Origin of the sequence: Variovorax sp. YR750 (assembly GCF_900109805.1) — a bacterium.
Taxonomy (GTDB): domain Bacteria; phylum Pseudomonadota; class Gammaproteobacteria; order Burkholderiales; family Burkholderiaceae_C; genus Variovorax; species Variovorax gossypii.
This window is the reverse complement of the sequence record NZ_FOBJ01000013.1, coordinates 191,625-214,103: the sequence shown is the minus strand read 5'-3', so window position 1 is coordinate 214,103 and position 22,479 is coordinate 191,625. Positions and strand designations below refer to the sequence as shown.

Annotated in this window: 21 protein-coding genes and 1 tRNA gene; 15 read left to right on the top strand and 7 right to left on the bottom strand. The window is 67.2% G+C overall.

Annotation, left to right across the window (positions count from 1 at the left end; genetic code table 11):
* Window positions 1–112 precede the first annotated feature (112 nt).
* The 6 genes from lolA to BMY35_RS25535 all read left to right on the top strand — a co-directional run bounded on the left by lolA (window position 113) and on the right by BMY35_RS25535 (window position 6,020).
* Entirely contained in the window at window positions 113–745 is a 633-nt protein-coding gene (gene lolA, locus BMY35_RS25560; protein ID WP_093205426.1) for an outer membrane lipoprotein periplasmic chaperone LolA, read from the top strand.
* A 19-nt stretch (window positions 746–764) separates the two neighbouring features.
* Entirely contained in the window at window positions 765–2,057 is a 1,293-nt protein-coding gene (locus BMY35_RS25555; protein WP_093205423.1) for a replication-associated recombination protein A, read from the top strand.
* 251 nt (window positions 2,058–2,308) lie between these two features.
* Window positions 2,309–3,238, top strand: coding sequence for a branched-chain amino acid ABC transporter permease (locus BMY35_RS25550; RefSeq protein ID WP_019654264.1), 930 nt, complete (start codon window positions 2,309–2,311; stop codon window positions 3,236–3,238).
* A gap of 13 nt (window positions 3,239–3,251) precedes the next feature.
* The gene (locus BMY35_RS25545) at window positions 3,252–4,460 is read left to right on the top strand and encodes a branched-chain amino acid ABC transporter permease (RefSeq protein WP_093205420.1); all 1,209 of its coding nucleotides are present in this window, start codon (window positions 3,252–3,254) and stop codon (window positions 4,458–4,460) included.
* 20 nt (window positions 4,461–4,480) lie between these two features.
* Window positions 4,481–5,254: an ABC transporter ATP-binding protein gene (locus BMY35_RS25540; RefSeq protein ID WP_093205417.1), complete on the top strand. Its 774-nt coding sequence runs from the start codon at window positions 4,481–4,483 to the stop codon at window positions 5,252–5,254.
* A gap of 1 nt (window position 5,255) precedes the next feature.
* Entirely contained in the window at window positions 5,256–6,020 is a 765-nt protein-coding gene (locus tag BMY35_RS25535; RefSeq protein ID WP_256229546.1) for an ABC transporter ATP-binding protein, read from the top strand.
* A gap of 84 nt (window positions 6,021–6,104) precedes the next feature.
* Here the strand turns inward: BMY35_RS25535 and BMY35_RS25530 are convergent, their stop codons facing one another.
* Both BMY35_RS25530 and BMY35_RS25525 read right to left on the bottom strand, forming a co-directional pair.
* Window positions 6,105–6,560: a (2Fe-2S)-binding protein gene (locus BMY35_RS25530; RefSeq protein ID WP_093205415.1), complete on the bottom strand. Its 456-nt coding sequence runs from the start codon at window positions 6,558–6,560 to the stop codon at window positions 6,105–6,107.
* Window positions 6,561–6,571: 11 nt separating this feature from the next.
* Complete coding sequence (locus BMY35_RS25525; protein ID WP_093205412.1) at window positions 6,572–8,776, bottom strand: xanthine dehydrogenase family protein molybdopterin-binding subunit; 2,205 nt, start codon at window positions 8,774–8,776, stop codon at window positions 6,572–6,574.
* 156 nt (window positions 8,777–8,932) lie between these two features.
* On the opposite strand from BMY35_RS25525, the gene BMY35_RS25520 reads away from it, so the two are divergent.
* Complete coding sequence (locus BMY35_RS25520; RefSeq protein WP_093205409.1) at window positions 8,933–9,688, top strand: Crp/Fnr family transcriptional regulator; 756 nt, start codon at window positions 8,933–8,935, stop codon at window positions 9,686–9,688.
* Here the strand turns inward: BMY35_RS25520 and BMY35_RS25515 are convergent.
* Together BMY35_RS25515 and BMY35_RS25510 are read right to left on the bottom strand one after the other, a co-directional pair.
* Window positions 9,660–10,640, bottom strand: coding sequence for a Bug family tripartite tricarboxylate transporter substrate binding protein (locus tag BMY35_RS25515; RefSeq protein ID WP_093205407.1), 981 nt, complete (start codon window positions 10,638–10,640; stop codon window positions 9,660–9,662). The two genes, BMY35_RS25520 and BMY35_RS25515, sit on opposite strands and share 29 nt — an antisense overlap.
* Window positions 10,641–10,674: 34 nt before the next feature.
* On the bottom strand, window positions 10,675–11,739 hold the full coding sequence (locus tag BMY35_RS25510; protein WP_093205404.1) for a CDP-6-deoxy-delta-3,4-glucoseen reductase: 1,065 nt from the start codon (window positions 11,737–11,739) through the stop codon (window positions 10,675–10,677).
* Between the two features lie 80 nt (window positions 11,740–11,819).
* Here BMY35_RS25510 and BMY35_RS25505 point away from each other — a divergent pair, with 80 nt between their 5' ends.
* Window positions 11,820–12,761 (top strand): SDR family oxidoreductase, encoded by a 942-nt coding sequence (locus BMY35_RS25505; RefSeq protein ID WP_093205402.1) that lies wholly within the window; start codon window positions 11,820–11,822, stop codon window positions 12,759–12,761.
* 125 nt (window positions 12,762–12,886) lie between these two features.
* On the opposite strand, the gene BMY35_RS25500 is transcribed toward BMY35_RS25505, so the two are convergent.
* Window positions 12,887–12,971, bottom strand: a tRNA-Leu gene (locus tag BMY35_RS25500).
* Between the two features lie 42 nt (window positions 12,972–13,013).
* Between BMY35_RS25500 and cysM the strand changes: the two genes are divergently transcribed.
* The 3 genes from cysM (at window position 13,014) to BMY35_RS25485 (ending at window position 14,780) form a co-directional block, all read left to right on the top strand.
* Window positions 13,014–13,916, top strand: coding sequence for a cysteine synthase CysM (gene cysM / locus BMY35_RS25495; RefSeq protein ID WP_093205399.1), 903 nt, complete (start codon window positions 13,014–13,016; stop codon window positions 13,914–13,916).
* Between the two features lie 71 nt (window positions 13,917–13,987).
* On the top strand, window positions 13,988–14,563 hold the full coding sequence (locus tag BMY35_RS25490) for an NUDIX domain-containing protein (protein WP_093205397.1): 576 nt from the start codon (window positions 13,988–13,990) through the stop codon (window positions 14,561–14,563).
* Window positions 14,553–14,780, top strand: coding sequence for a sulfurtransferase TusA family protein (locus BMY35_RS25485; protein WP_093205394.1), 228 nt, complete (start codon window positions 14,553–14,555; stop codon window positions 14,778–14,780). Before BMY35_RS25490 ends, BMY35_RS25485 begins: the two co-directional genes overlap by 11 nt.
* Window positions 14,781–14,852: 72 nt before the next feature.
* Here BMY35_RS25485 and galU read toward each other — a convergent pair whose 3' ends face one another.
* On the bottom strand, window positions 14,853–15,743 hold the full coding sequence (gene galU, locus BMY35_RS25480) for a UTP--glucose-1-phosphate uridylyltransferase GalU (protein WP_093205389.1): 891 nt from the start codon (window positions 15,741–15,743) through the stop codon (window positions 14,853–14,855).
* Between the two features lie 99 nt (window positions 15,744–15,842).
* Window positions 15,843–18,722, bottom strand: a complete 2,880-nt coding sequence (locus BMY35_RS25475) for a valine--tRNA ligase (protein ID WP_093205386.1) — start codon at window positions 18,720–18,722, stop codon at window positions 15,843–15,845.
* A gap of 108 nt (window positions 18,723–18,830) precedes the next feature.
* On the opposite strand from BMY35_RS25475, the gene yaaA reads away from it, so the two are divergent.
* From yaaA to queF, 4 genes are all read left to right on the top strand, one after another.
* The gene (yaaA, locus tag BMY35_RS25470) at window positions 18,831–19,616 is read left to right on the top strand and encodes a peroxide stress protein YaaA (protein ID WP_093205384.1); all 786 of its coding nucleotides are present in this window, start codon (window positions 18,831–18,833) and stop codon (window positions 19,614–19,616) included.
* Window positions 19,617–19,772: 156 nt separating this feature from the next.
* Window positions 19,773–20,615, top strand: a complete 843-nt coding sequence (locus BMY35_RS25465; RefSeq protein ID WP_093205381.1) for a 2OG-Fe(II) oxygenase — start codon at window positions 19,773–19,775, stop codon at window positions 20,613–20,615.
* A gap of 22 nt (window positions 20,616–20,637) precedes the next feature.
* Window positions 20,638–21,543, top strand: a complete 906-nt coding sequence (locus BMY35_RS25460) for an alpha/beta fold hydrolase (RefSeq protein WP_093205380.1) — start codon at window positions 20,638–20,640, stop codon at window positions 21,541–21,543.
* A complete protein-coding gene (queF, locus tag BMY35_RS25455; RefSeq protein WP_093205378.1) occupies window positions 21,540–22,409 on the top strand; it encodes an NADPH-dependent 7-cyano-7-deazaguanine reductase QueF in 870 nt (289 codons plus the stop codon). Before BMY35_RS25460 ends, queF begins: the two co-directional genes overlap by 4 nt.
* The last annotated feature ends 70 nt before the right edge of the window (window positions 22,410–22,479 follow it).

Here is a 22,479-nt window from a genome sequence, read left to right as displayed (position 1 = left end):
ATTTGCAAAAGCGCCTTGCGGCATTGCAAATCTTCATCAAGGCCTACACCTGCCGCAATTCGCGGCGGGTAGGGTCGAAAGCCTGATGCACAGCCATTCAGAGGAATCCAAATTGAAATTGCGTCACTGGCTACTGATCGGCCTCCTGAGTTCCGCCAACGCCTGGGCGGGCGGGCTCGAGAGCCTCGAAACCTTCGTGAGGACGGTGAAGTCCGGCCGCGCCGACTTCACCCAGACCGTCACCGCCCCCGCGCGTGAAGGGCAGCCGGGCCGTACCAAGACCTCGGCCGGCACCTTCGAATTCCAGCGTCCCGGCAAGTTCAAGTTCGACTACCAGAAGCCCTTTGCGCAGAGCATCGTGGCCGACGGAAAGACGCTCTGGCTCTACGACGCCGACCTGAACCAGGTCACGCAGCGCGCGCAGGCACAGGCACTGGGTTCCACGCCCGCGGCACTGATCGCCGCGGCACCCGACCTGAAGGCCCTGCAGGCCGATTTCATGCTCGAAGCCGCGCCCGAGCGCGACGGCCTTCAGTGGGTCAAGGCCACGCCGAAGAACAAGGACGGACAGCTGCAAAGCGTGCAAGTCGGCTTCCAGGGCGATGCACTGGCGGCGCTCGAGATCCTCGACAGCTTCGGCCAGCGCTCGGTGCTCAAGTTCAGCAAGGTCGAGGTGAATCCCTCGCTGCCCGCCAGCGTGTTCGACTTCAAGCCGCCGGCCGGCGCCGACGTCGTCAAGCAGTAAAAGTAAAAAGCCCACGGGATTGGCCTCCACCGCGCATCAACCCCTTGCCGAACGCCTGCGTCCCAAGACGCTGGGCGAGGTGATCGGCCAGCAGCACCTGCTCGGCCCGGGCATGCCGCTGCGCATCGCCTTCGAGTCGGGCCAGCCGCATTCCTGCATCCTCTGGGGGCCGCCGGGCACCGGCAAGACAACCATCGCGCGCCTGATGGCCGATGCCTTCGATGCGCAGTTCCTGAGCATCAGCGCCGTGCTCGGTGGCGTGAAGGACATCCGCGAAGCGGTGGAGCGCGCCACCGCCGCGCGCGACGGGCTGACGCAGCAGCGCACGATCGTTTTCGTCGACGAAGTGCACCGCTTCAACAAGAGCCAGCAGGACGCCTTCCTGCCGCACGTGGAGTCGGGTCTCTTCACCTTCATCGGCGCGACCACCGAGAACCCTTCGTTCGAAGTCAACTCGGCGTTGCTGTCGCGGGCTGCCGTCTACGTGCTGCAGTCGCTCGACGAAGGCAACCTCAAGCAGATCGTGGCGCGTGCGCAGGCCATACAGGCCGTGCCCGCCATCGACGACGTCGCGGTCGATCGCCTCGTGGCCTATGCCGACGGCGATGCCCGCCGGCTGCTCAACACCCTCGAAACGCTCGCGGTCGCGGCCCGCGCCGAGAAGCTCGACCACATCACCGACGAGTGGCTGCTGCGCGTGCTCGGCGAGCGCATGCGGCGCTACGACAAGGGCGGCGAGCAGTTCTACGACACCATCAGCGCGCTGCACAAGTCCGTGCGCGGCAGCGACCCTGACGCCGCTCTCTACTGGTTCGTGCGCATGCTCGACGGCGGCGCCGACCCGCGCTACATGGCGCGCCGGCTGGTGCGCATGGCCAGCGAGGACATCGGCCTGGCCGACCCGCGCGCGTTGCGCCTCGCGCTCGATGCCGCCGAGGTCTACGAGCGACTGGGTACCCCCGAGGGCGAACTGGCGCTGGCCGAATGCGTGGTGTATCTCGCGATCGCGCCCAAGTCGAACGCCGTCTACAAGGCCTACAACGCGGTGCGCGCACTCGTGAAGACCGACAGCACGCGCCCGGTGCCCATGCACCTGCGCAATGCGCCGACCAAGCTCATGAAGGAGCTCGACTACGGCAAGGGCTACCGCTACGCGCACGATGAGGAGGGCGGTTTCGCCGCCGGCGAGCGATACCTTCCCGATGGCCTGGAGGGCCAGGTTTTCTACGAACCGGTAGAGCGTGGACTCGAAATCCGCATCGCGGAAAAGCTGCGCGACCTGCGCCGGCGCAACGACGAAGCCAAGGGCTGATACAGCCGTCTATACCCTGTTGCAGCATGCGCGCGAAGCGTGCATGACCCCACGCGCATACAGCATGACGTGAGCGGGTAAACCCCGGTCCGCGCGCACCAAATCAGCGCTGGTGCGTGACTACAATCCCGCCCACAAATCCGCCGGCGACACATGCTGGCTGGTTTTTTGCTTGTCAAGCCAGGGGCGCCAAACCGGTGACCCGGTGGGTGAATGGCACCCCAACGGTGCAACACATAGGAAATCGCGTTATGGACATTTTGCTGCAGCAGATCATCAACGGTCTGGTTCTCGGCAGCATGTACGCCTTGATAGCCCTGGGCTACACAATGGTGTACGGCATCATCAATCTGATCAACTTTGCGCACGGTGAAGTGCTGATGGTGGGGGCTCTCACGAGCTGGACCATCATCGGCCTCATGAAGGACGGCATGCCCAACACGCCGGGCTGGCTCATCCTCTTCATCGCGCTGATCATCGCCTGCGTCGTCGCGGCAACCCTGAACTTCGTGATCGAGAAAGTGGCCTACCGGCCGCTGCGCAACAGCCCCAAGCTCGCGCCGCTCATCACCGCCATCGGCATGTCGATCCTGCTGCAGACGCTGGCAATGATCATCTGGAAGCCGACCAACAAGGCATACCCGACCCTCCTTCCCTCCGACCCCATTCACCTCGGCGGCGCGGTCATCTCTCCCACCCAGGTCATGATCCTCAGCGTCACGGCGTTCTCGCTCGTGGTGCTCATGTGGCTGGTCAACTACACCAAGCTCGGCCGCGCGATGCGCGCCACCGCCGAGAACCCCCGCGTTGCAGCGCTCATGGGCATCCGCCCCGACATGGTCATCTCGGCCACCTTCATCATCGGCGCCGTGCTCGCCGCCATCGCCGGCGTGATGTACGCCTCCAACTACGGCATCGCGCAGCACGCCATGGGCTTCCTGCCCGGCCTCAAGGCCTTCACCGCGGCCGTGTTCGGCGGCATCGGCAACCTGGCCGGCGCAGTGGTCGGCGGCATCCTGCTGGGCCTCATCGAGGCCATCGGCTCGGGCTACATCGGAACGCTGACCGGCGGCGTGCTCGGCAGCAACTACAGCGACATCTTCGCGTTCATCGTGCTGATCGCCATGCTCACGCTGCGCCCGTCGGGCCTGCTGGGCGAACGCGTGGCCGACCGCGCCTGAGGAGCTCGCCATCATGAAGAACAGCAAGAACCTCGCCCTCTACGTCATCGGCGCCATCGCCGTGCTCGCGCTGCCGCTGCTGCTGCAGATGCAGGGCAACGCCTGGGTGCGCATCGCCGACATCGCACTGCTCTATGTGCTGCTGGCCCTGGGCCTGAACATCGTGGTCGGCTACGCCGGCCTGCTCGACCTGGGCTACGTCGCCTTCTTCGCGGTGGGGGCCTACCTCTTCGCGCTGATGGGCTCCACGCACCTGTCCGAGACCTTCGAGTGGTTCAAGATCACGTTTCCGAACGGCATGCACACCTCGCTGCTGATCGTGATACCGCTGGCCTTCGTGCTGGCCGCGGTGCTCGGCGTGCTGCTGGGCGCGCCCACGCTCAAGCTGCGCGGCGACTACCTCGCCATCGTCACGCTCGGCTTCGGCGAAATCATCCGCGTGTTCCTGAACAACCTCGACCAGCCGGTGAACATCACCAACGGTCCGAAGGGCATCACCTCGATCGACTCGATCAAGTTCTGGGGGCTCGACCTGGGCAAGGCGCTGAAGTTCGACGGCTTCACCATCTCGTCGGTCACGCTCTACTACTACCTGTTCCTGGCACTGGTGCTGGCCACCATCCTCATCTCGCACCGCCTGCAGCTCTCGCGCATCGGCCGCGCCTGGATGGCCATTCGCGAAGACGAGATCGCCGCCAAGGCCATGGGTATCAACACCCGCAACATGAAGCTGCTGGCCTTCGGCATGGGCGCGAGCTTCGGCGGTGTCTCCGGCGCGATGTTCGCGGCCTTCCAGGGCTTCGTGTCGCCCGAGTCCTTCAGCCTGATGGAGTCGGTGATGATCGTGGCCATGGTCGTGCTCGGCGGCATCGGCCACCTGCCCGGCGTGATCCTGGGCGCCATCCTGCTGGCGGCGCTGCCTGAAGTGCTGCGCTACGTGGCCGGTCCGCTGCAGTCGCTGACCGACGGCCGCCTCGACGCGTCCATCCTGCGCCAGCTGTTCATCGCGCTGGCCATGATCATCATCATGCTGGTGCGCCCGCGCGGCCTGTGGCCCTCGCCGGAGCACGGCAAGTCGCTGACCAAAAAGGGCGGCGTGCCCGTCGACCCGACCCATGCCGCAGTGGCCCCCGGCTCGCTGCAGACTCACGCACCGGGCGTCGATTCGCCCGCCGACGAGCTGCCTGGCGGCGCCAACCGTCCCATGTCGATCAATCCCTGAACGCCGAAGGAGAAATCAACATGACGGCAGACACCATCCTCGACGTCCGAGGCATCTCCAAGCGCTTCGGCGGGCTGCAGGCCCTGTCCGACGTGGGCATCACCATCAAGCGCGGCCAGGTCTACGGCCTGATCGGCCCCAACGGCGCCGGCAAGACCACGTTCTTCAACGTGATCACCGGCCTGTACACGCCCGACAGCGGCACCTTCGAGCTCGCGGGCAAGCCCTACCAGCCGACGGCCGTGCATGAAGTGGCCAAGGCCGGCATCGCGCGCACCTTCCAGAACATCCGCCTCTTCGCCGAAATGACGGCGCTCGAGAACGTGATGGTCGGGCGCCACATCCGCACCCATTCGGGCGTGCTCGGCGCGATGTTCCGCACCGGCGGCTTCAAGGCCGAGGAAAAGGCCATCGCCGACCGCGCGCACGAACTGCTCGACTACGTGGGCATCGGCAAGTTCGCCGACTACAAGGCGCGCACGCTGTCGTACGGCGACCAGCGCCGCCTCGAGATCGCGCGCGCGCTGGCCACCGACCCGCAGCTCATCGCGCTGGACGAGCCCGCCGCCGGCATGAATTCCACCGAGAAGGTGGCGCTGCGCGAGCTGATCGACCGCATCCGCCGCGACAACCGCACCATCCTGATCATCGAGCACGACGTCAAGCTCATCATGGGCCTGTGCGACCGCGTCACCGTGCTGGACTACGGCAAGCAGATCGCCGAGGGAACGCCGGTGGACGTGCAGAAGAACGAGAAGGTGATCGAGGCCTACCTCGGCACCGGAGGACATTGAGATGAGCGCAGCAACGATGATGAGCGAACAAGACACCGCGACGAAGACGGCGGGCAAGGTGCTGCTGAAGGTCAACGGCCTGAAGGTGGGCTACGGCGGCATCCAGGCCGTCAAGGGCGTGGACTTCGAGGTGCGCGAAGGCGAGCTGGTCTCGCTGATCGGCTCCAACGGCGCCGGCAAGACCACCACCATGAAAGCCATCACCGGCACGCTGCCGGCCGGGGCCGGCCACATCGAGTTCCTGGGCCGCAGCATCAAGGGCCGCGGCGCGTGGGACCTGGTGGAAGAGGGCCTCGTGATGGTGCCGGAAGGCCGTGGCGTGTTCACGCGCATGACCATCACCGAGAACCTGCAGATCGGCGCCTACATCCGCAAGGACAAGGCCGCGATCGCGAGCGACATGGAGCGCGTGTTCGTCACCTTCCCGCGCCTGCGTGAACGCAAGGACCAGCTGGCCGGCACGATGTCGGGCGGCGAGCAGCAGATGCTGGCCATGGGCCGTGCGCTGATGGCGCGCCCCAAGGTGCTGCTGCTGGATGAGCCCACCATGGGCCTGTCGCCGATCATGTGCGACAAGATCTTCGAGGTGGTGCAGACCGTTGCCTCGCAGGGCGTGACCATCCTGCTGGTAGAGCAGAACGCCAACCGCGCGCTGCAGCTGGCCGACCGCGGCTACGTGATGGAGTCGGGGCTCATCACCATGAGCGGCGAGGCCAAGGCCTTGCTGAGCGATCCGCGCGTGCGGGCCGCGTACCTCGGCGAATAAGCGGACGTTCCGTTCGCCACAGGCGGTGCGGGCCGCGCCCGGATGGCGCGGCGGTACGCACCGCCTTTTTCTTTTTCCTGCCGGCTACATCATTGCCGCGGCGGCCTTGATCGCCTCGCGGATGCGGCCGTAGGTGCCGCAGCGGCACACGTTCTCGATGGCGTCGATGTCGGCGTCCGTCGGGTTGCGCGTGCGGCGCAGCAGGTCCACCGCCGCCATGATCTGCCCCGGCTGGCAGAAGCCGCATTGCGGCACGTCGAGGTTCAGCCAGGCCTGCTGCACCGGGTGCAGCGTGTTGCCGTTGGCCAGCCCTTCGATGGTGGTCACCTGCCGGCCGCGCACGTCGGAGACGCGTACCGAGCACACCGTCACCGCCTTGCCGTCCACGTGGCATGTGCAGGCCTTGCAGACGTTGATGCCGCAGCCGTACTTCGGCCCGGTGATGCCTAGCTTGTCGCGCAGCACCCAGAGCAGGGCCATGTCGTCGGGCGCCTCGACGTTGACGTTCTGGCCGTTCACCTTGAAAGATTGCACGGGCATGGGGAACCTCCTCAGGTCGGGATCGGAACGTTGACGGGGGTGGGCAGCTTGCCCGGCGGGATCGGCGTGAAGTCGACCGGAAAGTTCAGCGGAAAGCTGCGCGGCTTGGTGCCGGTGGCGCGCGCGTATGCGTTGGCGATGGCACCCGAGCTTGCCGACAGGCCGACCTCGCCCAGGCCGCCGATGGCCTCGCCGCTGGCCGGCATGATGATGACCTTCACGTCCTTCGGGTAGTGCTTCATGCGCGAGAAGTGGTACTGCGAATAGCTGCCTTCCAGCGGCAGCCCGTTCTGGATGTGCAGTCCCGCGCTGAGCACCAGCGCGATCGACTCGCACAGGCCGCCCTGCATCTGCGCCTCGATGCCCGATGGGTTGATCGGCGTGCCGACGTCGATGGCGATGGTCGCGCGCACCACCTTCGCGGCCGAGGGCACCCGCGCGTCGATCTCGACGATGCAGGCCGTGAACGACTTCGACTCCTGGTGCACGCCCACGCCCTGCGCGAAGCCCGCGGGCATCGCCTTGCCCCACTGCGCCGCCTCGGCCACCGCCTTGAGCACCGCGCGGGCGCGCGGCAGGCGCAGGTACTCGAGCCGGAAGGCGACCGGGTCCTTGCCCGCCGCCTTGGCCATCTCGTCGACCAGGATCTCCTCGACCAGCCGCGAAGGCTGGATGTGCACCGAGCGGTACGAGCAGGTGTTCATGTCCATCGCCACCGGCGTCAGCAGCTTGGTCGTGACGCCGAAGTTGTAGGGCGAGGTGACCATGGTCTTGAACATGATCTGCTCGATCGCGAAGTTGCCCACCGTCTGCGGAAAGGCGTTGGGCAGCGCGATGGCCGCGGCTTCCAGCATGTTGCCGAAGCCGTGGCGCGTGTCGAGCCGCACGCCGGCGATGCGTTGCTCGAAGGCGATCACCTGGCCCAGCAGCATCGTGGCGCGCGCCTTGTGGAACATCGGCGGGCGCACGCGCGTGTGGCGCATGTCGTCGGTGCGGTGGTACATCAGGCGGCAGGGGCGCCCGAGTGCCTTGGAGACCTGGATCGCCTGCAGCACCGGGTCCCAGAAGAGACGCCGGCCGAAGGAGCCGCCCGAGGGCACCGCATGCACGATCACCTTGCTCAACGGCAGGCCGAGTTCGGCCGCCACGGCCTGCTGCGTGACGATGGGACTCTGCAGCCCGGCCCAGATCTCGGCCCGGTCGGGGCGCACGTCGGCGATTGCGCATTCGACTTCCATCGGGCAGTGCGCGGCGGGTGCGAACTCGAACTCGCCCTCGACCGTCAGCGCGCCCAGCGGCGGCAGCGCGAACGGCAAGAGCGCCGACTTCAGCTTGCGCATGATGGTGGCGTTCGATTCGCCGTCGATAGGGCCGGCGGCCCAGGTCACGTCGAGCGCGTTCACCGCGGCCCATGCCTGCCCGAAGGTCTCGGCCATCACGGCCACGCCGGGCGGCGTCGGCGTGATGCCGTTGGTCGATGGAATCGGCACCACGCCGATCACGCCCGGCATGGCCGTCACCGTGTTCATGTTGTTGATGCTCACGAACTTGCCGTTGATGGTCGGCGGGCGCCGCACCATCGTCGGCATCGCGCCGGGCACTGACTGGTCGAGCGTGAACTTCTTGCGCCCGGTGACGATGTCGAGCGCGTCGAGCCGCGTGACGCGCTGCCCGACCACCGAGGGCGTGGAGCCCGAGAGCAGTCCGCCCAGTCCGCCCAGCACGGGCATCCCGGCATGCAGCGAGCGCACGCTCGACGAGCCGCCGGTGAGCTGGTTCCAGATCAGCTCGGGGCTGGCGTCGGCCGAGGTCACCTCGATGGCGCTCAGCGGCAGCCGCAGCTTGTCGGCCAGCATCATCGCGGTGGCCGTGGCGATGCCCTGGCCCACCTCCAGGCGCGGCAGCGCGAGCCGCACGCGGCCGTTCTCGCCGTTCGTCACTTTCACAAGGGGCATGGTCGGCAGCGAAGTCACCGTCACCGCGTCGCCGATGTCGATCAGGTCGGTGGTGTCGGGCGGCGTCATCGGCAGCAGCGCGGCGGCTGCGGTGGAGGGCGCCGCGAGGCCGGCAAGTCCGGCGACTCCGGCTGTTGCCGACACCAGCGGCGCGGCTGTCGCGTAGCCCAGCACATCGCGCCGGCGCAGGCCCGGCGCATCACCGTCGTCCGGCCCGCGCGGGGGGCATGAAGGACGCGGGCTCTCGTTCGAGCGCTTCATCGTTGTCTCCTTGTTGTGGTGGCGAACGCGGGCCACTGTGGCATCATGGCCGCGCCGAGGATGTCGTTGGAACGACATTTCTTACGGCCCCGGTGGCCGGCCCCCGCGACGGGCCGCCAGCTGTCTTGGGAGGAGACCGCAGGAGGAGGCCTGACGATGTCGACGAGCGCGCTGGAGAACATGCTCCGCGAGAGCCTGTGGGCACGAGCCCTCACGAGCGAGGAGCTCGATCGCGTCGTGCAGGAGTCTCACGAGCGCGCGGTTCCCGCCGGCGGTTTTGTCGTGCGGCGCGGCGAGCCCGCCGATCACTGGGTCGGCGTGATGGACGGCCTGCTGAAGATGTCCGTGTCGCTGCCCGACGGGCGCGTTTCCACCTTCACCGGCGTCACAGCCGGAGGCTGGAGCGGAGAGGGCTCCCTGCTCACCCCCGGATGCTGGCGCTACGACGGCGTGGCATTGCGCCCGACGCGCGTTGCATGCATTCCGCGGCACAGCTTCGAGCGCCTGCTGGCCTCGAACATCGAATTCAATCGGTTTCTGTTGTTACACATCAATGCGCGATTGAGCCTGTTCATCGGGCTCATGGAATTCGACCGACTGCTGGGGCCGGACGCGCGCGTGGCGCGTTGCCTCGCCAGCCTGTTCGATCCGATCCTGTATCCGCGCGCCGACCGTTTCGTGCGGCTGAGCCAGGACGAGATCGGCCTGCTGTCGGCGGTGTCGCGCCAGCGCGCCAACCGGGCGCTGCACGCCCTGCAGCGCGACGGCCTGCTGCGCGTGGAGCACGGCGGTGTCGAGGTGCTCGACCTGGCGGGGCTGCGCAGCTACTCGGGCGAGGCTTCGACGGCGGGGCGCGGCGCTGATGCCTTGTCCGGGGACCTCGTCAGTCCACCTTCGCGCCGGTGGCCTTGACGACCTTCTCGTACTTGCCGAGCTCGCTTTTCATGAAGGCGCCGAACTGCTCGGGCGAGCTGCCGACCGGCTCGGCCAGCAGCGATGCGAAGCGGGTTTTCGTTTCGGGCGCGTTCAGTGCCGCCACGAAAGCCTGATTGAGCTTCACCACCACGTCGTGCGGCGTGCCGGCCGGTGCGACCAGTCCCCACCAGGTGTCGATCGAGAAGCCCTTGAGCGTGTCGGCCACGGGCGGCACCTCGGGCAGCGAGCTGCTGCGCTGAAGCGTCGTCACCGCGAGCGCCTTGAGCTTGCCCGAGCGGATGTTCGGCGCGGCGGTGGCGAGGTTGTCGAAGTTGAAGTCGACCTGCCCCGAGATCAGCGCCAGCTGCGCCGGGCTGCCGCCGTTGTACGGGATGTGCAGCGCGAAGATGCCAGCTTCCTTCTTGAACAGCTCGCCCGCGAGATGCCCCGCGCTGCCGTTGCCGCCGCTGCCGTAGTTGAGCTTGGCGGGGTTGGCCTTGGCGTAGCGGATCAGGTCGGCCACGCTGTTGATGTTCAGGCGCTTCGCGGTGTCGGCGTTCATCACCAGCACGTTGGGCACGCGGACCATCTGCGTGATCGGCGCGAAGTCGGTCGCGGCGTTGAACGGCATCTTGCTGTAGAGCCACGGGTTCACCGCGTTGGTGGCGGTGGCCGCGATGCCGATCGTCAGGCCGTCCGCGGGGGCCTTGGCCACCACGTCGGCGCCGATGTTGCCGCCCGCGCCGGGCTTGTTGTCGATGATGACCGTGCCCAGCGAGTCCTTCACGCGCTCGGCCAGGATGCGTGCGGTGTTGTCGATCGGGCCGCCCGCCGCGTAGGGCACGACGAGGCGGATGGGGCGCTGCTGTTGCTGCGCCGTGGCCTGGCCGGAGCCCAGCAGGGCGGTGGCGCTTGCGAGGAGGGTGAGGAGGAAGTGTCTCGTCTTCATTTTGTTCTTGGGTCTGTTCTCGGGGGTCGGGGGATCAGGGGAGGGCCTTGTCCGCCTCCGTGGTGAATGCGTCGGCGAAGAATTCTTCTTCTGGCAGGCCCGCCAGCGCCACGTAGTCGCGCTTGGCCGAGTCGACCACGATGGGCGCGCCGCAGGCATACACCTGGTGGCCCGAGAGGTCGGCGAAGTCTTCGAGCACGGCCTTGTGGACGAAGCCGGTGCGGCCGGTCCAGTTGTCCTCGGGCGTGGCGTTGGAGACCACCGGCACGTAGCGCAGGTTCGGCATCTGGGCCATCTGCTCGCGCAGCCAGCCGTCCATGTACAGGTCTTCGGGGCGGCGACCGCCCCAGTACAGCGTGGCAGGGCGGTCGATGCTCTTGAACTGCATGTGCTCCAGCAGCGCCTTGATGGGCGCGAAGCCGGTGCCGGAGGCCAGCAGGATCATCGGCTTGTCGGAGTCCTCGCGCAGGAAGAAGCTGCCGAAGGGGCCTTCGATGCGCAGGATTTCCTTTTCCTTCATCGTGCCGAACACGTGGTCGGTGAACTTGCCGCCGGGCAGGTGCCGCAGGTGCAGCTCGATGCCCGTGCCGGGCTGGCCCACGGTGTGCGGCGCGTTGGCCATCGAATAGCTGCGGCGCGCGCCGTCGCGCAGGATGAATTCGACGTACTGGCCCGCGTAGAACTGCAGCGGCTCGCCGGCCGGCAGCTGCAGGCGCACCAGCATCACGTCGTGCGACTGGCGAGTGAGGGCCATCACGCGCACCGGCATCTTGCGGATCGGCAGCGCGCCGGCCTCGGTGACCTGGCGCGATTCGAGCACCACGTCGCTCGTGGGGTGGGCGCAGCAGGTCAGGACGTAGCCGGCGAGTTGCTCCTCGGCGCTCAGGGCCTTGCTCTGGTGCGGGCCGAGGGTGACCTCGCCCGAGAGCTTCTTGCACTTGCACGAGCCGCAGGCGCCGTCCTTGCAGCCGTAGGGCAGGCCGATGCCCTGGCGGATGCCGGCGGCCAGGATGGTTTCGTCGCCCTGGACCACGAAATGGCGTCCGCTGGGTTCGACGGTGATGGAAAAGCCCGCTTCATGCGGCGCCGGGACAGTCATCGGTATTCTTCGAGGGGTAACGCTCTTTCCGGCCGCAAACGGCCCGGGAGCAACTGAATTGGGAAGACGGGAACAGGATTTTGCCTTCAATCAATAGCCCCTCCGGCGCGCTGCCAGCGCGGTTCCGGCGAGAACGCCTGCTGATCGTAGGTTGCGGCGACGTGGGCCAGCGCGTGGTGCGCGACCTGCGCGGCCGCATGCAGCTGGTGGCGCTCACTTCATCGGCCGAGCGCGTGGGAGCCCTGCGCGCGGCCGGAATACGCCCGCTGACGGGCAACCTGGACGACCCGGCCACCCTGCGCCGGCTGGCGGGCATCGCCACACGGGTGCTGCATCTCGCGCCGCCCGCCCGCGACGGCGGAGCCGCCTGGTGGCGCGACCAGCGCACCACGGATCTCGCGAGGGCCCTGCGCCTGCGGTCCATGCCCTCGACCTTCGTCTACGGATCGACCAGCGGCGTCTACGGCGACTGTGGCGGCGCCCGCATCGACGAAACCCGCACCGTGCGCCCCGACACGCCGCGCTCCCACCGCCGCGTGGATGCCGAACGGGCAGTGCGCTGGCTGGGCCGCAGCGCGGGCGTGCGCGCCAGCATCCTGCGCATCCCGGGCATCTACGCCCCCGACCGCGAGAACGGCACCCCCCGTGCCCGCCTGCAGCGCGGCACGCCCGTCCTGCGGCAAGAGGACGACGTCTACACCAGCCACATCCACGCCGACGACCTCGCCCGTGCCTGCATCGCCGCGCTGTTCCGAGGCAAGCCGCAGCGCGTCGTGCACGCCTCGGACGACACCGAGCTGCGCATGGGCGACTACATCGACCTCGCCGCCGACATCTACGGCATGCCCCGCCCGCCGCGCGTGGCCCGCGGCGAAGCCGAGCGGCAGCTTCCGCTGCAACTGCTGAGCTTCATGGGGGAATCGCGCCGCCTCGACAACACAAGGCTGAAGCGCGAGCTGAGAGTGCGGCTGGCGCATCCGACAGTGCATACAGGTCTGCAAGAACAGACCGAGTCGAGATAAGGCAGGGGAGGGGCCCATTCCAGGGACACCGTGGATCCGGCTCCGCCGGTCCACCGGTGTCGCCCCCGGAAGGGGGTTGGCGCAGCGACACGAAGTGCGCGAAGCCTGGGGGGAGAGCCAGCTTGTGGTGCCCGGGGCCGGAATCGAACCGGCACGCCTTGCGGCGGGGGATTTTGAGTCCCCTGCGTCTACCAATTTCACCACCCGGGCAGGGTTCTGAACGAAGCCCAAAATTATGGCACAGTGGCTGGCATGAACTATCCGACGATCGAAGACGCCATCGGCAAGACCCCTCTGGTCGCGCTGCAACGCATCAATGCCGCAGAAAACGCCAGGCGCGGCAACGTGATTCTCGGCAAGCTCGAAGGCAACAATCCCGCCGGTTCCGTGAAAGACAGGCCGGCTCTCTCGATGATCCGGCGCGCGGAAGAGCGCGGCGAAATCAAGCCCGGCGACACCCTGATCGAAGCCACCTCCGGCAACACCGGCATCGCCCTCGCGATGGCCGCGGCCATCAAGGGCTACCGCATGGTGCTCATCATGCCGGAGGACCTCTCCGTGGAGCGCGCGCAGACCATGAAGGCCTTCGGCGCCGAGCTTGTGCTCACGCCCAAGAGCGGCGGCATGGAATACGCACGCGATCTCGCCGAGCAGATGGTGGCCCAGGGCAAGGGCCGGGTGCTCGACCAGTTCGCCAACCCAGACAACCCGCGCATCCACTACGAGACTACCGGCCCCGAGATCTGGGCCGACACCAAGGGCAAGGTCACGCACTTCGTGAGCGCCATGGGCACCACCGGCACCATCACCGGCGTGTCGCGCTTCCTCAAGGAGAAAAACCCGGCGGTGCGCATCATCGGCGCGCAGCCGGCCGAGGGCTCGCGCATTCCGGGCATCCGCAAGTGGCCTGCCGAGTACCTGCCGAAGATCTTCGATCCGAGCCGCGTCGACGAGGAAATCAATGTGAGCCAGAGCGACGCGGAGGAAATGTGCCGTCGCCTCGCGCGCGAGGAGGGCATCTTCGGCGGCATCTCCGCAGCCGGTGCGCTGTGGGCTGCATTGGAAGTGTCGAAGACGGTCGAGAACGCGACCATCGTGTTCGTGGTCTGCGACCGCGGCGACCGTTACCTGTCGACCGGCGTCTTTCCCGCATAGGCATCCGCCCGCATGCCCGACGGCCCGACGGCCCGCCGGGCCGCGACAAGACAAGAAAGAAAAGAGACCCCATGCCCCATCCCAAGTTCTGCCAGGTCTGTGCCACGCCGCTCGAGTGGATCGCGTTGATGGAAGACGGCGGCCCCAAGGAGCGCCTGCGCTGCCCCAACTGCGGTCACACGCACTGGAACAACCCGACGCCCGTGCTCGCCGCCATCGTCGAGTACCGCGGACAGGTGCTGCTGGCGCGCAATGCCGCGTGGCCGGGCAAGATGTTCGCGCTCATCACCGGCTTCATGGAGGCCGGCGAGACGCCCGAGGAAGGCATCGCGCGCGAGGTGAAGGAAGAAACCAACCTCGACGTGAGCGCCGCCAGGATCGTCGGCGCCTACGACTTCCAGCGCATGAATCAGGTCATCATCGCCTACCACGTGGTGGCCGACGGCGAGGTGAAGCTCTCGCCCGAACTGGTCGACTACCGCCTCTACGACCTGCCCGATCTCAAGTGCTGGCCCGCCGGCACCGGCTACGCGCTGGCCGACTGGCTGCGCACGCGCGGACACGAGCCTGTGTTCTTCACGGCCGCCGAGAACGAGGAGCGCCGCCGCGGCCTGAACCTGCCGCCGGAGCCTGGCAATGCAAGTTGATCGCGAGCTCGACACGCGCGGGTTGAACTGCCCGCTGCCCATCCTCAAGGCGAAGAAGTCGCTCAACGAGATGGCGAGCGGCCAGCTGCTGAAGGTGGTGTCGACAGACCCGGGATCGATCCGCGACTTCCAGGCCTTCGCGCGCCAGACGGGCAACGAGCTGATGGAGCAGGAAACTGTCGGCACCGACTTCATCCACGTGCTGAAACGCCGCTGACGAGGCTGCAGAAGCAGCAAAGAAAAAGGGCCGCAGTCGCGGCCCTTTTTGTTCGTGTGCTCGAAGCGGCGATTACAGCTTCAGGCTCTTGAGGTACTCGCGGAAATCCGCGCCCACTTCCGGGTGCGCCAGCGCCAGTTCCACCGATGCCTGCAGGAAGCCTTCCTTGCTGCCGCAGTCGTAGCGGATGCCCTTGTACGAGTACGCGTAGACCGATTCCTTCTTCATCAGCGCCGCGATGCCGTCGGTGAGCTGGATCTCGCCACCCGCGCCCTTGGGCTGGTTGCGGATCTCGTCGAACACGCCCGGCGTGAGGATGTAGCGGCCTGCCACACCGAGACGTGAAGGCGCCTCTTCGGGCTTCGGCTTCTCGACCATGCGGCTGACCTTCACGAGGCCTTCCTCGATCGCGTCGCCAGCCACGATGCCGTAGCGCTTGACGTGCGCGAGCGGCACTTCCTGCACTGCCAGCAGCGAGCCGCCGAGGCGGCCGAAGGCTTCGGTCATCTGCGCCAGCACGGGTTGTCCGCCATCGGGGCCGACCATCAGGTCGTCCGCCAGCAGCACGGCGAAGGGTTCGTTGCCGACCAGGTGCTCGGCGCACAGCACCGCATGGCCCAAGCCCAGCATGCGCGGCTGGCGCACATACGAGCAGGTCATGTCGTCGGGCATGACCGAACGCGCGATGTTGAGCAGAGCGGTCTTGCCGCTGGCCTCGAGCTGGCTCTCGAGCTCGTAGGCGGTGTCGTAGTGGTCTTCGATGGCGCGCTTGTTGCGACCGGTCACGAAGATCATGTCGCGGATGCCGGCTGCGTACGCTTCCTCGACGGCGTACTGGATCAGCGGCTTGTCGACCACCGGCAGCATTTCCTTGGGTTGCGCCTTGGTGGCCGGCAGGAAGCGGGTGCCGAAGCCTGCAACAGGAAATACGGCCTTGCGGATGCGGGTCGCGGATGTGGACATGGGCAGTTCAGCGTCTTTCGTCAAAGGTAGGGATGGCAGGATGCAGAACGGCGCGGGGCCGCTCCAAGCATCCTAAACGCCTTCGAAACTCCGAGTCTGTCAGCCGAGGCGCACAAGCTGGTCGCGCAAGCGCTCCAGAGTGGCAGTGAAGTCAGTCAGACGTTTACGTTCCTGCTCGATCACGGCCGGAGGGGCCTTCGCGACGAAGGCTTCGTTGCCCAACTTGGAGTGCACCTTGGCAATTTCGCCTTCGACGCGTGCAACTTCCTTGCCAATGCGAACTTTCTCCGCAGCCTTGTCGATCTCCATGTGCAGGCACAGGCGTGCGGCGCCCACCACGGCGACGGGTGCGGCTTCGGCGGCAGCCGACCACGAGGCCTCGTCGTCGAAGACCTTCACTTCCTTGAGCTTGGCGAGCGCCTGCAGCACCGAGGCCGATTCGCGCAGGAAAGCCGCGCCTTCGGCATCGTCTGCCACCGCGTAGAGCGGCAGGCGCGTGGCGGGCGACACGTTCATTTCGCCACGCAGCGTGCGGCACGCATCCACCAGTGCCTTCAACCGCGCCACGTAAGCCTCGGCCGCCTCGTCGATCTTCTCGGGCTGGCTCTTCGGATAGGCCGCGATCATGATCGACTCGCCCTCACGTCCTGCAACCTTCGACACCTTCTGCCACAGCTCTTCCGTGATGAACGGAATGATGGGGTGCGCCAGGCGCAGCAGCGTCTCGAGCACGCGGATGAGCGTGCGGCGCGTGGCGCGCTTCTGTGCGTCGTCGCCGGTCTGGATCTGCACCTTGGCGATCTCGAGGTACCAGTCGCAGAACTCGTCCCAGGCGAACTGGTAGATCGTGGTGGCCACGTTGTCGAGGCGGTATTCCTCGAAGCCCTGAGCCACTTCGGCCTCCACGCGCTGCAGCTTCGACACGATCCAGTAGTCGGCGCGGCTGAACTTCAGGTAGCCGTGCGCCGGGCCGCCGACCTTGCACTCTTCCTTCGTGTGCTCCAGCAGGCCGCAGTCCTGGCCTTCGCAGTTCATCAGCACGAAGCGCGTGGCGTTCCACAGCTTGTTGCAGAAGTTGCGATAGCCCTCGCAGCGCTTCGAATCGAAGTTGATGCTGCGGCCCAGCGAGGCGAGCGAGGCAAAGGTGAAACGAAGCGCATCGGCGCCGAAGGCCGGAATGCCGTCCGGAAACTCCTTCTGCGTGTTCTTGCGCACGGCGGGCGCCGTCTCGGGCTTGCGCAGGCCTTGCGTGCGCTTGTCGAGCAGCGCGGGCAGCTCGATGCCGTCGATCAGGTCCACCGGGTCGAGCACGTTGCCTTCCGACTTGCTCATCTTCTTGCCCTGCGCGTCGCGCACCAGGCCGTGGATGTACACGTGCTTGAAGGGCACCTTGCCGATGAAGTGCTTGGTCATCATGATCATCCGGGCGACCCAGAAGAAGATGATGTCGTAGCCGGTCACCAGCACGGTCGAGGGCAGGTACAGGTCGAGGTCCTGTGTCTTCTCGGGCCAGCCCAGCGAAGAGAAGGGCACCAGCGCCGACGAATACCAGGTGTCGAGCACGTCCTCGTCGCGCGTCAGCTTCTTGCCGGGCGCCTTGGCCTGGGCGGCGGCTTCGTCCTCCGCCACGTACACGTTGCCTTCCTCGTCGTACCAGGCGGGAATCTGGTGGCCCCACCAGAGCTGGCGCGAGATGGTCCAGTCCTGGATGTTCTCCATCCAGTGGTTGTAGGTGTTGACCCAGTTCTCGGGCACGAAGCGCACTTCGCCCGACTTCACCACGTCGATGGCCTTCTGCGCGATCGACTGGCCGTCGGCGCCGGGGCGCGTCATGGCCACGTACCACTGGTCGGTGAGCATGGGCTCGACGATGGCGCCCGAGCGCGCGCAGCGCGGCACCATCAGCCTGTGCTTCTTCACCTCGACCAGCAGGCCCAGCGCGTCGAGGTCGGCCACGATGGCCTTGCGCGCCACGAAGCGGTCGAGGCCGCGGTACTTCTCGGGCGCGTTGTCGTTGATGGTCGCGTCGAGCGTCAGCACGCCGATCATCTCGAGCTTGTGGCGCTGGCCGACGGCGTAGTCGTTGTAATCGTGCGCGGGCGTGACCTTCACGACGCCGGTGCCGAATTCCTTGTCGACGTAGTCGTCGGCAATGATCGGGATCAGCCGGTCCACCAGCGGCAGCTTCACGCGCTTGCCGATGAGGTGCCTGTAGCGCTCGTCCTCGGGGTGAACCATCACGGCCGTGTCGCCGAGCATGGTTTCGGGCCGGGTGGTGGCTACGGTCAGCGTGCCGCTGCCGTCTTCGAGCGGATAGGCGATGTGCCAGAGCGAGCCGTCTTCTTCCTCGCTCTCGACTTCGAGGTCGCTCACGGAGGTCTTGAGCACCGGGTCCCAGTTGCCCAGGCGCTTGCCGCGGTAGATCAGGCCCTCTTCATACAGCTTCACGAAGGTATGCGTCACGACCTTGGAGAGGTCGTCGTCCATCGTGAAGTACTCGCGGCTCCAGTCCACCGTGTCGCCCATGCGGCGCATCTGCTGGGTGATGGTGTTGCCCGATTTTTCCTTCCACTCCCACACGCGCGCCACGAAGTTCTTGCGGCCCAGGTCGTGGCGGCTGACCTTCTGCTCCTGCAGCTGGCGCTCCACCACGATCTGAGTCGCGATGCCGGCGTGGTCGGTGCCGGGCACCCACAGCGTGTTGTCGCCCTTCATGCGGTGGTACCGCGTGAGGCTGTCCATGATCGTCTGGTTGAACGCATGGCCCATGTGCAGCGTGCCCGTCACGTTGGGCGGCGGCAGCTGGATCGCGAACGACTCGGCGCCATCCTTGGGTTGCTGCGTGCCTCTGAAGCCGGCCTTGGCGTAGCCGCGCTTCTCCCATTCGGGGCCCCAGTGCGCCTCGATGGCGGCGGGCTCGAACGATTTGGAAAGGCTGTCCAGTCCAGGCTGGGCGGGAGGGGTGGTGGGTTCGCTCATGGGAAATGCAGGAACGGCCCTTCGGGGAGCCGTTGGGGGGACACAGGTGGGTAGCCGGCGATTTTACCGGGGCGGCCCCGTGTCACGGCAGCCACTGATAATTCCGGGATGCTGTTCCTGCTTTCCCCTGCAAAGTCACTCGACTACGACACCCCGGTCCCCTCCGAACTCCCCGCCACCCAACCCCATTTCGAATCGCCCCGCGGCCCCTCGGTCGAACTCATCAAGCTGCTGCGCGAGAAGTCGCCCCAGCAGATTTCCGAGCTCATGAGCCTGTCGGACAAGCTCTCGGCACTGAACGTGGCCCGCTACGAGGCCTGGTCGAGCAAGAGCACCCCGAAGAACGCCCGCCAGGCCGCCTTCGCCTTCGACGGCGACGTCTACGGCGGCCTCGACGCCCGCACCCTCACGAAAACCCAGCTGGCCTGGGCGCAGGACCACGTCTGCATCCTCAGCGGCCTCTACGGCCTGCTGCGCCCGCTCGACCTGCTGCAGCCCTACCGTCTCGAAATGGGCACCCAGCTGGCCAACCGCCACGGCAAGGACCTCTACGCCTTCTGGGGCCCGCGCATCGCCGAGCACCTGAACGAACGCCTCGCGGCCGACCGCACCCCCGTGGTGGTCAACGTCGCCTCGCAGGAATACTTCAAGTCGGTCGACCGCAAGGTGCTCAAGGCCCGCGTGGTCGAATGCGTGTTCGAGGAATGGAAGGGCGACCGGTACAAGATCGTGAGCTTCTTCGCCAAGCGCGCCCGCGGCCTGCTGGCGCGCTGGGCCGTGCAGCACAAGGCGGCCACGCCCAAGGCACTGGAAAAGTTCGACCTCGAGGGTTATGGTTTCGACGCGGAAGTGTCCAAACCCGACAGGTTGGTGTTCAGGAGAAGGCTGGACTGACCCCGGCCTTCGCGCACTTCGTGTCGCTGCGCCAGCCTGTCTTGCAGGCGGCGACACCGGCGGCCCGGCAAAGCCGGTTCCGCGGTGTTCCCGGAATGGGGCGTGGCGGTTTTTTCATGCGTTGCGGGGATTGCCGCGGCGTGGAGGAGTATTGAGATGTCCCAAGCGATCAGTCCGGAACTGCGCGAATGGCTGGTTGCCCAGCTCGCCGCCGGGCATTCGGTGCCGGCCCTGCGCGCCTCGATGCGCGCGGCCGGCTGGCACGACGCCGCCGCCGACGTGGCGCTGGCCCAGCTCGAAGCCGGCTTCCCCAACGTGGAAGTCGCGCTGCCTTCCGTGCAGGCGAAGATGCCCGGGCCCGACCTCGACGGCGCGCCCCTGTACATCGATGCGGGCGACCGCCGCGTGCAGGTGCTGCAGACCATGCGGCACCCGCGCGTGGTGGTTTTCGGCAACCTGCTGTCTGCCGAGGAGTGCGAAGGCCTGATCGCCGCCGCGCGCGTGCGGCTCGCGCGCTCGCTCACCGTCGAGACGCGCACCGGCGGCGAGGTGCTCAACGTCGATCGCACCAGCGACGGCATGTTCTTCGAGCGCGGCGAGAACGAGATCGTCGCGCGCCTCGAGCAGCGCATTGCCGCGCTGCTGCGCTGGCCGCTCGAGTTCGGCGAGGGCCTGCAGATCCTGCGCTACGCTCCCGGCGCGCAATACCGCCCGCACTACGACTATTTCGACCCGAACGAGTCCGGCACGCCCACCATCCTCAAGCGCGGCGGGCAGCGCGTCGCCACGCTGGTGATGTACCTGCAGGAGCCCGAGGGCGGCGGCGCCACCACCTTCCCCGACGTGGGCCTCGAAGTGGCCCCGGCGCGGGGCTGCGGCGTGTTCTTCAGCTATGACCGGCCCGACCCCGTCACCCGCACCCTGCACGGCGGCGCGCCGGTGCTGGCGGGCGAGAAGTGGGTCGCCACCAAGTGGCTGCGCGAGCGCGAGTTCAAGTAGCGGAAGAACAAGCAAGGACCCGATGAAAGTCACCGCCAACGGGCTGCAGATCGAAGTCGACGACACCGGAGGCGAGGGGCGCCCCGTCATCCTGCTCATCATGGGCCTGGGCATGCAGCTCGTCGCGTGGCCGACGGCCTTCGTGCGGCAGCTGGCGGACGCGGGCTTTCGCGTGATACGTCACGACAATCGAGACATCGGCCTGAGCCAGGGCTTCGACCATGCCGGCACCGGCAACATCGTGTGGGAGACCATCCGCCACCGCCTCGGCCTGAAGGTGCGCTCGGCCTACACCCTGCAGGACATGGCCATCGATTCGCTCGGCGTGCTCGACGCGCTGGGCATCCAGAAGGCCCACATCGTCGGCGCCTCCATGGGCGGCATGATCGCGCAGCGCATCGCGGCCTTCGCGCCGCAGCGCACGACCAGCCTCGTGAGCATCATGAGCTCCAGCGGCGCGCGCGGACTGCCCGGCCCGCGCCGCGAGGTCACCACCATGCTCATGCGCCGCCCGGCCAGCCGCGACGAGGCCGCGCTGGTCGCGCACAGCATCCGGCTGCTGCGGCTCATCCAGAGCCCGGCCTACCCGCAGACCGACGAGGAACTGGCCGAGCGCCTCACCTTCGGCCTGCGTCGCGCGTACCACCCGGCCGGACTGCTGCGGCAGATGCTGGCCATCGGCGCCGACGACGAGCGCCCCCGCATACTGCAGGGCATCCGCTCGCCCACGCTGGTGCTGCACGGCGACGCCGATGCGCTCGTGCCCATCGCCTGCGGCGAAGACACGGCCCGGCGCATTCCGGGTTCGCAATTCGTTTCCATTCCCGGCATGGGCCACGACCTGCCGCCCGAGGTGTGCAACATCCTCGCCAACCACATCGCACCGTTCGCCCAGGCGGCGGATGCCGCAGATACGAGACCATCATGAGCCACGACCCGCACAACCCCAATACTCCCGAGCAATCGCAACTGGGCCGCGCCTCGGCCTACGCCGACCGCTACGACCCGACGCTGCTCTTTCCCATCGCACGAGCCACGCAGCGCGAGGCCATGGGCATCAAGACCGGCGCGCTGCCGTTCTTCGGCGCCGACCTCTGGACCGCCTTCGAGGTGAGCTGGCTCAACCTTCGCGGCAAGCCGCAGCTGGCCATCGCGCACTTCACCATTCCCTGCGAGACGCCCAACATCATCGAGAGCAAGAGCTTCAAGCTCTACCTCAACAGCTTCAACAACAGCCAGTTCGCGAGCGCAGACGCCGTGCGCGAGCGCCTGCGCGCCGACCTGTCGGAAGCCGCATGGCGCGGCAGCGACCAGCAGGCCACCATCGGCGTGAGCCTGCTCGCGCCCGACATGTTCGACCGCGAGCCGGTGCACGAACTCGACGGCCTCGACCTCGACCGCCTCGACATCGAGTGCACCCACTACCAGCCCACGCCCGAGCTGCTGAGCAGCGACACCACGCAGGCGCCCGTCAACGAAACGCTCACCAGCCGCCTGCTGAAGAGCAACTGCCTCGTCACCGGCCAGCCCGACTGGGGCAGCGTGCAGATCCGCTACAGCGGCCCGCCCATCGACCAGGCGGGGCTGCTCGCGTACATCATCAGCTTCCGCAACCACAACGAGTTCCACGAGCCCTGCGCCGAGCGCATGTTCACGGACATCTGGACCCGCTGCAAGCCGAACAAGCTCGCGGTGTACGCGCGCTACACGCGGCGCGGCGGCCTGGACATCAACCCGTTCCGCACGAGCTGGCCGCAGGCGCTGCCGCCGAACATCCGGACGGCGAGGCAGTAAACCGACGGGCCTGCGGGCCCGCCGCCGAAGCCCCTCTTCGGAAAACCGAAACCCGCTTCACCCCTCCCTG

Excerpts from the sequence above, each read along its gene's own strand:
- BMY35_RS25550 (WP_019654264.1), top strand. The coding sequence starts at position 2,309 with ATGGACATTTTGCTGCAGCAGATCATCAACGGTCTGGTTCTCGGCAGC.
- BMY35_RS25545 (WP_093205420.1), top strand. The coding sequence starts at position 3,252 with ATGAAGAACAGCAAGAACCTCGCCCTCTACGTCATCGGCGCCATCGCC.
- BMY35_RS25540 (WP_093205417.1), top strand. The coding sequence starts at position 4,481 with ATGACGGCAGACACCATCCTCGACGTCCGAGGCATCTCCAAGCGCTTC.
- BMY35_RS25535 (WP_256229546.1), top strand. The coding sequence starts at position 5,256 with ATGAGCGCAGCAACGATGATGAGCGAACAAGACACCGCGACGAAGACG.
- BMY35_RS25530 (WP_093205415.1), bottom strand. The coding sequence starts at position 6,560 with ATGCCCGTGCAATCTTTCAAGGTGAACGGCCAGAACGTCAACGTCGAG.
- BMY35_RS25525 (WP_093205412.1), bottom strand. The coding sequence starts at position 8,776 with ATGAAGCGCTCGAACGAGAGCCCGCGTCCTTCATGCCCCCCGCGCGGG.
- BMY35_RS25520 (WP_093205409.1), top strand. The coding sequence starts at position 8,933 with ATGTCGACGAGCGCGCTGGAGAACATGCTCCGCGAGAGCCTGTGGGCA.
- BMY35_RS25515 (WP_093205407.1), bottom strand. The coding sequence starts at position 10,640 with ATGAAGACGAGACACTTCCTCCTCACCCTCCTCGCAAGCGCCACCGCC.
- BMY35_RS25510 (WP_093205404.1), bottom strand. The coding sequence starts at position 11,739 with ATGACTGTCCCGGCGCCGCATGAAGCGGGCTTTTCCATCACCGTCGAA.
- cysM (WP_093205399.1), top strand. The coding sequence starts at position 13,014 with ATGAACTATCCGACGATCGAAGACGCCATCGGCAAGACCCCTCTGGTC.
- BMY35_RS25490 (WP_093205397.1), top strand. The coding sequence starts at position 13,988 with ATGCCCCATCCCAAGTTCTGCCAGGTCTGTGCCACGCCGCTCGAGTGG.
- BMY35_RS25485 (WP_093205394.1), top strand. The coding sequence starts at position 14,553 with ATGCAAGTTGATCGCGAGCTCGACACGCGCGGGTTGAACTGCCCGCTG.
- galU (WP_093205389.1), bottom strand. The coding sequence starts at position 15,743 with ATGTCCACATCCGCGACCCGCATCCGCAAGGCCGTATTTCCTGTTGCA.
- BMY35_RS25475 (WP_093205386.1), bottom strand. The coding sequence starts at position 18,722 with ATGAGCGAACCCACCACCCCTCCCGCCCAGCCTGGACTGGACAGCCTT.
- yaaA (WP_093205384.1), top strand. The coding sequence starts at position 18,831 with ATGCTGTTCCTGCTTTCCCCTGCAAAGTCACTCGACTACGACACCCCG.
- BMY35_RS25465 (WP_093205381.1), top strand. The coding sequence starts at position 19,773 with ATGTCCCAAGCGATCAGTCCGGAACTGCGCGAATGGCTGGTTGCCCAG.
- BMY35_RS25460 (WP_093205380.1), top strand. The coding sequence starts at position 20,638 with ATGAAAGTCACCGCCAACGGGCTGCAGATCGAAGTCGACGACACCGGA.
- queF (WP_093205378.1), top strand. The coding sequence starts at position 21,540 with ATGAGCCACGACCCGCACAACCCCAATACTCCCGAGCAATCGCAACTG.